9 protein-coding genes are annotated in these 8831 nt (G+C 62.1%); 5 read left to right on the top strand and 4 right to left on the bottom strand.

Annotated elements, in window-relative coordinates; all coding sequences use genetic code 11:
- Positions 1–321: 321 nt before the first annotated feature.
- The 4 genes from HX613_RS11140 to HX613_RS11125 all read left to right on the top strand — a co-directional run bounded on the left by HX613_RS11140 (position 322) and on the right by HX613_RS11125 (position 4240).
- Positions 322–1854 (top strand): AbgT family transporter, encoded by a 1533-nt coding sequence (locus HX613_RS11140; RefSeq protein ID WP_235345388.1) that lies wholly within the window; start codon positions 322–324, stop codon positions 1852–1854.
- A gap of 261 nt (positions 1855–2115) precedes the next feature.
- Entirely contained in the window at positions 2116–2733 is a 618-nt protein-coding gene (locus HX613_RS11135; protein WP_235343908.1) for a DUF6230 family protein, read from the top strand.
- Positions 2733–3398: a DUF6114 domain-containing protein gene (locus HX613_RS11130; RefSeq protein ID WP_235343918.1), complete on the top strand. Its 666-nt coding sequence runs from the start codon at positions 2733–2735 to the stop codon at positions 3396–3398. The genes HX613_RS11135 and HX613_RS11130 overlap by 1 nt, the downstream gene beginning before the upstream one ends.
- Positions 3395–4240, top strand: a complete 846-nt coding sequence (locus HX613_RS11125) for a hypothetical protein (RefSeq protein ID WP_235343917.1) — start codon at positions 3395–3397, stop codon at positions 4238–4240. The genes HX613_RS11130 and HX613_RS11125 overlap by 4 nt, the downstream gene beginning before the upstream one ends.
- Before the next feature lie 148 nt (positions 4241–4388).
- Here HX613_RS11125 and HX613_RS11120 read toward each other — a convergent pair whose 3' ends face one another.
- The 3 genes from HX613_RS11120 to HX613_RS11110 form a co-directional block, all read right to left on the bottom strand.
- Positions 4389–6119 carry an alanine/glycine:cation symporter family protein gene (locus HX613_RS11120; RefSeq protein WP_235343916.1) on the bottom strand — a complete coding sequence of 577 codons (1731 nt, stop codon included), beginning with the start codon at positions 6117–6119 and terminating at the stop codon, positions 4389–4391.
- A 160-nt stretch (positions 6120–6279) separates the two neighbouring features.
- Positions 6280–7050, bottom strand: a complete 771-nt coding sequence (locus HX613_RS11115; protein ID WP_235343915.1) for a type 1 glutamine amidotransferase — start codon at positions 7048–7050, stop codon at positions 6280–6282.
- Between the two features lie 225 nt (positions 7051–7275).
- Entirely contained in the window at positions 7276–7725 is a 450-nt protein-coding gene (locus tag HX613_RS11110) for a DUF2871 domain-containing protein (RefSeq protein ID WP_235343914.1), read from the bottom strand.
- 145 nt (positions 7726–7870) lie between these two features.
- Here HX613_RS11110 and HX613_RS11105 point away from each other — a divergent pair, with 145 nt between their 5' ends.
- Complete coding sequence (locus HX613_RS11105; protein ID WP_235345373.1) at positions 7871–8356, top strand: hypothetical protein; 486 nt, start codon at positions 7871–7873, stop codon at positions 8354–8356.
- Positions 8357–8423: 67 nt separating this feature from the next.
- On the opposite strand, the gene HX613_RS11100 is transcribed toward HX613_RS11105, so the two are convergent.
- Positions 8424–8831: amidohydrolase family protein (locus HX613_RS11100; RefSeq protein ID WP_235345387.1), on the bottom strand; the 408-nt coding region annotated here is incomplete at its 5' end.

Raw genomic sequence — 8831 nt, 5'->3', positions numbered from 1 at the left:
CACCGTCGAGTGCCGTCACATTCGACCAATACTCCGACAACGGGGTCCTCGGGGATCCACTTACCGCCACGGCCGCGGCCGGGCAGGACATCCTCGGCGAGGTCATCTCTGCACTTGTCGCCTACTCCCGGGAGATGCTGCGCCTATGACAGTCCTCGCCGCCTGATCTCGGCGCTCGTCTGCCCCAACAGACTTCCGCCACCGCCACGTCTTCCCCGCCTCAGTCCACCTCAGTCCCACCTCTCTGACCAATGGAGTTCACGGGTAGCGCCGAGTCGTGCCCAAAGGCTCCTTCATCACCTGGACAAACAGGAGCCAGCCATGGAAGCGACCACCACCGACAAACCCACTCAGGAACGACTCCCGGGCGTTATCCGATTCCTCAACGTCATCGAGAACGTCGGCAACCGACTCCCGCACCCCTTCTGGCTGTTCTGGATCCTGGCAGGAATCCTCGCCGTCCTCAGCCTCGTCCTCTCCGTCATGGGAGTCGGGGTCAACGACCCCGGCACCGGGGAATGGACGCCGGTGAACAACCTGCTCAGCGGCGACGGGATCGCGATGGCGGTGAGCACCTCGCTCGACGCCTACCAGTCCTTCCCACCGCTGATCACGATCATGGTCGTCATCATGGGCGTGGCCCTGGCAGAGCGCACCGGACTCCTCTCCACGGCGATGAAGGTCTCGATCGCACGGGTGCCCGCATCCCTCATCGTCTTCACCGTCGCGTTCATGGGAACGGTCTCCCACGTTGCTTCGGCCGCGGCCTACGTCATCCTCGTCCCACTCGGCGGCATGGTGTTCAAGGCGGTCGGCCGCTCCCCCGTCCTCGGCGTCATCGTCGCGTACACCTCGATCGCCTCGGGATATGACGCCAGCCCGATCCCGACACCCAATGATGCGATCTTCGCAGGAATCACCTCGGCGGCGGCCCACATCATCGATCCCGACTATCTGGTCACCCCGATCGGCAACTGGTACTTCAACATCGCCAGCTCAATCCTGTTGGCCATCGTCATCACCATCGTCACCGAGCTCGTGCTCACGAAGCGGCAGAACCTCGAGGCCGACGAGGACGCCGAGCACGAAGACCTCGTCATCACCGACAGGGAACGCTCGGCCCTGCGGTACTCGATGTTCGCAGTGATCGCGATGCTCCTCTTCGTCGTCGTCCTGGTGGTCCCGGACAATGCTCCCCTGCGCGGAGACGGACCAATCGGAGAGTCACCGTTCCTGACCGGCATCGCGTTCATCATCGCCATGCTCTTCGGTGTCGGCGGCATGGTCTACGGGTTCCGTGAGGGCACGATCGAGAAGTTCGCCGACGTCCCCAAGCTCATGAGCCAGGGCATCGTGTCCATGGCCCCGGTCCTCGTCCTGTTCTTCGCGATCGCGCAGTTCCTCGAGTACTTCGAGTGGACGAACATCGGCATGCTGGTTTCCGTGTCGAGCTCGGAACTGTTCACCGGCCTCGGACTGCCCACATGGGTCATCTTCATCCTCGTGCTGCTCGTCCTCTCCGTCGTCAACGTCCTCATCACTTCCGGATCGGCCATGTGGGCGATCATGGCCCCGGTCATCGTGCCGATGCTCATGCTCCTCGACGTCCCGCCTGAGACCTCGCAGGCGATCTTCCGCATCGCCGATTCGGGCTCGACTGCGATCACTCCGATGAGCCCCTACTTCATCCTTGCCCTCGGCTTCATGCAGCGTTATCAGAAGTCCGCCGGCATCGGCACCCTTGCCTCCCACACCCTGCCGCTGGCGGTGTGCATGACGCTCATGTGGAGCCTGCTCTTCTTCCTCTGGTGGGGCCTGGGCATCCCACTGGGCCCCGACGCGCCCGTGCGGTGAACTTCGCCCAGGCTGTAATGTACTCACCTCATTGGCCACGGGTCCGTGCCCTGGACAGACGTTCTGCATCCGGGCCGACCGGCTAGAGCTCAAGTGCCCTTTCAACAGAACCTCGTGAAACTATATGAAGAAAAAGTTATTGACTCGACACATTTGACCGATATACTCGTCGGTAATACCCCGCAGTAACATACATCACAATGCGACGAAAGACGTCACCATGCGATGCTGACATAGCTGTCGGCATCCGGAGGAGGATCAATGAAGTTCCCAAAGCTCGCCAGCAGCATCAGCGCGGTCGGCAAATCCCACGCGGGGCGGATCGCTTTGGTAGCGATTCCTACCGGCGTTGTCTCCGCCATCCTGATGGGTGGGGTTGCTCAGGGTGCAGTACCTGTTTCATTCGCCATATCGGGAAGCCAGTTCAAGATCAGCTCCACACAGCTCGAGGGAACAGATTTCTCCCAGTACAGCGGGTTCGCCAAGGACGCAGAGGGCGGAAAACATTCGGTCGTGACCGCCAACATCGGCAACGCCACGCTCGAAAATCTCTGCCAGTCTGCAGTCGCGGACACCCCGCTGGGCAAGGCGGGCGTTCTCATCAAGGCTGGCGGAAAAGGCGAGCCGGCATCGGCCAAGAACCTGCAGATCGGCATGACCGGGCTCAGGGGCGACGCCGAATTCAAGAACATTCGGATCGGCGTCGACGCATCCGACGTCAACACCAAGGAAAAGGGTTCCAAGGGTGACTTCGCTCAGGACTCCGACACGGTGTCGATCAAGGACCTGAAACAGGACTCGTGGAGCACCACAGCATCGGTCTTCACCCTGAAGGACATGGAGCTGAAGCTCACTGACGGATCCGAGAAGTGCTTCTGATGAGGGAGGCCGCAATCAACGATCAGCAGACCGACAAGCAGGAGGGCGCCGAGCAGCGAACGAGCCTGCTCGCGCTGTCCCGCCGGTCGCGCCGCAACAGCGAGCGCGAGGAGGCCAAGCCCGAATCGACCGTTGAGACGGCCGAGTTCGACGCTGCAACATCCCGTCGTGACGATGCCGGTCGTGAGAATGCCGTGCGCGAAGGAGCTGGTCGTGAGGATGCCCCAAAGCGTCACCGCTTCCGGAACTGGCGTCGGCAGCGCCCCTTCATCGGCGGAGTGCTGGCCGCGCTCGGGGGGATCGAGCTCTTCTTCTCCGGGCAGCTCGACACCGGCAACCTGCAGATCCAGTTCGGCATCGAGGGGTTGCAGGCCACGGTCATTCCGATCGCCCTCGTGGTGCTCGGGCTCTTGGCGATCTTCAGGCCCACGCATCACGTGTTCTACGGGATCATCGCCCTCGTTCTTGCTGTCTACTCGCTCGTCGGGGTCAACCTCGGTGGGTTCATCCTCGGCATGCTGCTGTCCTCCATCGGATCGATCCTCGTGGTCGCCTGGATGGGACCTCGGGCGCCGAAGTCCGATGCTCAAGGCTCGGACGCTCAGGCACCAGCTGCCGGGCGGAGGGAAGACACTCAATCCGCAGGTGAAGAGGGCACTGCATGAGGGCGCCCAGCCGCCGCACGGCGTCGCTCTTGGCGGCAGCAGTCCTCATCGTCCCCTCGGCCGTGGGAGTGACAGCGGCAGCACCCGCTCAGTCGTCCCCGCTGTGCACTCCGCTGCTCGGATGCGAAAGTTCGGATTCGACTGAGCCGGGTTCGGATGACTCGAAGCCCAAGGCACCGATCTCTCCGGAGATTCCTGTGAAGCCGAAGACCCCGGAATCGCCGGGGCCCACGGACGAACCGACGGAGACACCCACAGACGGACCGTCCGAGACACCTACGGACGAACCGACTGAGACGCCGACGGACGAACCGTCAACTGATCCCACTGATCCCGGTGGGTTGGGAGTCAAAGACCCGGACGAGAAGTCGGATGAAGAGCTCAACGGCGACTTCCCGAAGGATGCGCAACTCGATGAGAAGGCTCCGATCTTCACGAAGACTCCCGCGGCAATGGGGTCTGAGTCACTGTCCTTCAAGGGGCTCAGCGGGATCTCGTTCGCAGCTGTTCCGACCGCCGACGGCGGGAAGATCACCACGCTGAAGATCCAGGCCGATGAGATATCAATCTCCGGGTTCTCACTCACGGTGCGCCCGCCGGAGGAGAAGGAAGGACTGTTGACCACTGCTGACACAATGACGCTCAAGGGCGATGTCACGGTGTACATCGGTTCGATCACCGCCACGACGAAGAACGGCGATTCGCTGACCCTGGGTCCCGAGACGCCGCCGACCATGGACGATGTCGAACCGGGACTCCTGCGAGTCACGATGGGATTGGTCGGTTCCACAGCCGATTCGATCAACTACTCGAACACAGACCAGGAGCTCAAGGAAGCCTGATCACACCCGCGTCGACTCGTTCGTCGCAGGCGCGTCATCCAACAGAGGCCCGTCGTTTCCCAGCATTGCGTACTGCTGGGAAACGACGGGCCTCTTCTGTGTGAGGATATTGGTGTCGGGATACGCGGAACTTTTCAGCCCCCCTTCTTCAGCTGTCCTTCTGGGCACGCGCCAGCTTCTTGGCTTTCAGCGAATCCCGCACCTCACGCAGCTTGTCGCGCTTACGACGACGGCCCGCCTCCGCGGCTCTGATCTGCTCCATCGTCGGCTCATGATCACCCATGCCGACCTGCAGCTCGGCGGGTGTGATCTCACGCATGATGCCGACGTCGATGCGCTTGCGCAGCCGCAGAATCTCAAGGCGCAGGATCCGGGACAGGAAGTAGAGCCCCAGCAGGTTGGGGAAGGCCATGAGGAAGAAGATCGCGTCGGAGAACGCGATGACGGACTCCAGCGACATTGAGGCACCGACGATGACGGCCAGGATCCAGAAGACCTGATATGCCTTGTCGGCCTTCTTCGAGTTCCCCGTCAGATACCCCAGGGCCTGTTGACCGTAGTACCCGTAGGCGAGGATCGTCGAGAACGCGAAGAGGACGACGCAGATCGTGAGCAGGAACGGGAACCATCCGGCGACGCTCGCGAAGGCTTCGGAGGTCAGCCCGATTCCGTCTTCGGACGTCGACCCGTAGAGCCCGGTGGTGATGATGGCCAGGGAGGTCAGGGTGCAGATGATGACGGAGTCGATGAGCGGTTCCCACATCGCCACGAAACCCTCGGTTGCCGGCTTCGTCGTCTTCGATGCGGCATGGGCCATACCGGCCGAGCCGACGCCTGCCGCGTTTGAGAACAGGGCACGCTGGATGCCGACGATGGCGACGCCGATGATTCCGCCGGCGACACCGTCGGGGCTGAATGCCCCGGTGAACATCAGCACGAATGCGTGCGGGATCTCGCTGGCATTCATGATGAGGATGACGAGGACGCTGAGGAAGTAGAGGATCGCCATCATCGGGGTGAGTTTCGAGGTCCACTGCCCGATCTTCTTGATTCCGCCGAGTATGACCAATGCGGTCAGCGCTGCGAACACAACACCGATGAGCCACGATTTTCCGTCGAGGAAGCTGCCCTCACCACCGGTGGCCTTGACGAGGATCGAGGCGGCCTGGTTGGCCTGGAACAGGTTGCCCGCTCCGATCACGCCGATGACGGTGGTGGCAGCGTAGAAGACCGCGAGGAACTTGCCCAACTTGGGGCGGCCGATCTCGGCCAGCCCGTCACGCAGGTAGTACATGGGGCCGCCGGAGACTGTCCCGTCGGCATGGACCTTTCGGTACTTCACGCCCAGAGTCGCCTCGGCCATCTTCACGGTCATGGCGAAGAAGCCGAAGATGATGATCCACAGAGCGGCCCCGGGCCCGCCGATGGTGATGGCGACGGCCACACCGGCGATATTGCCCAGGCCCACCGTGCCCGAGAGCTCTGTGGCGAGCGCCTGGAAGCTCGATACCTGACCGGGGTCGGTCTTGCGGGTGAAGCGTCCGCGGATGATTCCGACCGAGTACTTCAACCCTGTGACCGGCTGAAATCTCAGATAGACGGTGAGGAAGACGGCGGCGGCCATGAGCCAGACGACGATGAGCGGAATGGCTAGGTCGCCGATCGTGAGCTCGAAGAAGACGATGTTGCTGAAGGCCTGCGCAATCGGACCGAAGAACGATTCGATCGCCTGGTCGACGCCTGAAGCAGCGATGATGTCTGCGGCTGCCGAAACATCGACAGCTTGGGAAGCTGCGGTCATCCGATCTGCACTGATCGGGGTGGAATCCAGGACTGCGATGTCGTGGATCTGGCCAGAATTTTCAATTATGGGATTCATTCTCACGGGCGCTTGCTAGCGATTCGTCCGGAGGATCGGTCCGGCACCGGCGCCTGAAGACAACCTAGCAAGAACGCCGCAAGCTGTCAGCTAATATTCAGCTTTCAACGATGCCTGGGGCCACCGTGCCGTTTCAGAAATCACCGCGCTCTTCCACAATTCACGGCCGTCCCCGCAGGAAGTGAACGAAGCTGTGTGCAAGTGCCTGATTGATCCGGATCAGATCGGCGTCCGCCTCGGCTGCCTCCGTCGTGATGGACTCATTGGTTTTGCCCTCGGGCAGCCGTAACGGGTCCGAGCTCAGCCACTGCTGAACCTGCGCGGCGTCGGATTCGGGATGGAACTGTGTCCCCCACGCGAATTCCCCGACCCGGTAACCCTGGATCGGAGCATCGGACCCGGTGACCAGGAGTTCACCGCCGTCTGGCAGCTCCATCTCCTCCTGGTGGAAGAGGACCGCCGGAAATGTCTCCCCTGCAATGGCGCAGAACACTGGATCCTCCTCCCCCGCCGAGGTGGTGTGCAGATCGTAGATCCCGATCTGCGGGTGTTCCCGGCGGATGATCTTCGCCGAGGTGGCCGCGGCCAGGAGCTCCCCGCCGAGGCAGATGTTGAAGCTCGGGAACTCCCCCGCCGCCGATCGCTGCAACAGGTCCCTGACCTGGGGCAGCCATGGATTGACGGCGTCCTCGAGCGGCCCGGCAGACCCGCCGAGGACGAGAAGAGCGGCATAGCTGTCAATATCAGCGGAGCCAGCACGCTCAGCAGAGCCGACAAGCTCAGCGGAGCCGTCGAGAGCGGAAGGAATCTCATCGCCGAGGTAGGGACGAACGACAACCACCTCAGCGCCAGCTTCGGTCAGCCACTCGCCGAACCTCTTCGGACCTGTGCCGCACTCATGTTCGATGACCAGGATTCTCACTGCGCTCATGCCGACCATTGTCACCGATGCGAACCGGCGCCGTCGACAAGGTCTCTGATGCGACACTGCGTTGAGGCCGACAGAACAGTGAGGCCCACAACGTGACAGATAGGCAGACGAAGCAGGGTCCGTGCTCAACGATGACGTCGTTGAGCACGGACCCCGGCACCACCTCGGCGGCGGTGTTTGAGTGATTATTCCGAATTGAGATCTGAGCTGCGATCCGAGCGGTGGTCAGCCGTCGATCGACCGAGCTGTGGACGTGGTGACGGCCTTGTCGGCGACGATGGCTTTGCGCAGTGACAGGAAGAGCAGAACCATGCCGACGGAGAGCGCGATGTGTCCGAGTCCGGCGATGCCGGCGATCATGGCGCTGGACTCCTGGCCGAGGACGGTGAGCATGCCGTGCCAGACCATGGTGCCTGTGGTGAGGATGATGCCAGCGTTGTAGGTCCAGAAGAACCAGGAGAACAGCTTGGTGCCTGACAGGCCGAAGACCTTGTCGAGGACGAGGACGATGAGCAGGACGATGAAGCCGAGCGTGAGCAGGTGGGTGTGGACGAGGCTGAGCTGGGTGAAGCCTCCTTCTGGGAAATCGTTGGCCTTGGTGAACTCCCGGTAGAACAGGCCGGAGAGGACGCCGATGATCATGTATGCGAATGCCGCGTTGAATATCTTCTTCATGCTTCTACTTCATCAAGATCCGGCATTCGAATCCTGACCCAGAGGATTGAACTCTTCTCCCAACTTTTGATTGATGTTCCTCCTCACACCCTCAAACTTCCCCACTTCGCAGGAAATCCGGCCCAGTCACGGTTAGCCTGAAAGCATGTCCATGGAGAATCTGTTCGCAAAGATCGACCGCATCGCGGGTGGCAGCAAAGCAGGACTCATCGTTCCTGCCGAAGGGCTCGCCCACCCGAAGACGAAGCGCGCGTTCGCGTGGATCACAGGACTGCTCGCCTTCGAGCTGGTCCTCGGCGTCGGTGCCGTCGTCTTCGCTGTCATCATCGCCCGCGCGGGCGAACCCGTGCCGTTCGCAGTCTGGATGCGTACCGTCGTCGTTCTCGGAATGACCGCCACCCTGTTCTACTTCTTCTGGCGCTCGACGAAGGGCTACTACTGGGGCTACCAGCGACTGCGCCTCTTCGCCCAGATCTTCCCGGTGATCACCCTCGTCATGGCGGCCATCCCCGGCCTCTATCCGGTCTGGATGATCACTGAGCAGATCGTCTTCAGCCTCATCATGATCGGTGTCGGTGATTTCCTCACCAGCGATCATATGCGCGAGGTGTTCCGCAAGCCCGAGAGCTGAGGTTGTGGGTGGGCTGGGCACGTGGGCTGGGGGCGGGCTGGGCTGAGAGCGGCCCGTGGGCTGGGTCTCAGCCGGCCACGAGCTTGCGAGCCTCCTCCTGGTGGGCCGCGATGAGCGCTTCCTTATCCAGCTGTACCCCGTTGCTGCCGACCGCGTTGCCGTCGAGTACTCGCCATTGACCGGCGACCATGACTCTGTCCGCCTTCTCCGCTCCGCAGAGGACGAGGGCAGGAATCGGATCGTGTGAGCCGGAGAAGGCGAGACCGTCGAGGCGGAACATCGCCAGATCCGCCTGCTTGCCGACCTTGATGCGTCCGATGTCTTCACGCCCCAGGGCCGCCGCGGATCCGCGAGTGGCCCAGTCGAGCACACGAGCGCAGGTGACGTCAACCGAGCCGTAGCGCAGGCGCTGGATGTAGAGTGCCTGTCGGACTTCACGGATGAGGTTCGAGGCATCGTTCGATGCCGATCCGTC

This window comes from Brevibacterium sp. UCMA 11754 (assembly GCF_021532275.1).
Lineage (GTDB): Bacteria > Actinomycetota > Actinomycetes > Actinomycetales > Brevibacteriaceae > Brevibacterium.
The sequence above is the reverse complement of the archived record's forward strand: the minus strand, read 5'-3'. Positions and strand labels throughout refer to the sequence as shown.

What these genes read in the sequence shown, in the direction of transcription:
- HX613_RS11135 (WP_235343908.1), top strand. Translation starts at nt 2,116, where the DNA reads ATGAAGTTCCCAAAGCTCGCCAGCAGCATCAGCGCGGTCGGCAAATCC.
- HX613_RS11125 (WP_235343917.1), top strand. Translation starts at nt 3,395, where the DNA reads ATGAGGGCGCCCAGCCGCCGCACGGCGTCGCTCTTGGCGGCAGCAGTC.
- HX613_RS11105 (WP_235345373.1), top strand. Translation starts at nt 7,871, where the DNA reads ATGTCCATGGAGAATCTGTTCGCAAAGATCGACCGCATCGCGGGTGGC.
- HX613_RS11115 (WP_235343915.1), bottom strand. Translation starts at nt 7,050, where the DNA reads ATGAGCGCAGTGAGAATCCTGGTCATCGAACATGAGTGCGGCACAGGT.
- HX613_RS11120 (WP_235343916.1), bottom strand. Translation starts at nt 6,119, where the DNA reads ATGAATCCCATAATTGAAAATTCTGGCCAGATCCACGACATCGCAGTC.
- HX613_RS11140 (WP_235345388.1), top strand. Translation starts at nt 322, where the DNA reads ATGGAAGCGACCACCACCGACAAACCCACTCAGGAACGACTCCCGGGC.
- HX613_RS11110 (WP_235343914.1), bottom strand. Translation starts at nt 7,725, where the DNA reads ATGAAGAAGATATTCAACGCGGCATTCGCATACATGATCATCGGCGTC.
- HX613_RS11130 (WP_235343918.1), top strand. Translation starts at nt 2,733, where the DNA reads ATGAGGGAGGCCGCAATCAACGATCAGCAGACCGACAAGCAGGAGGGC.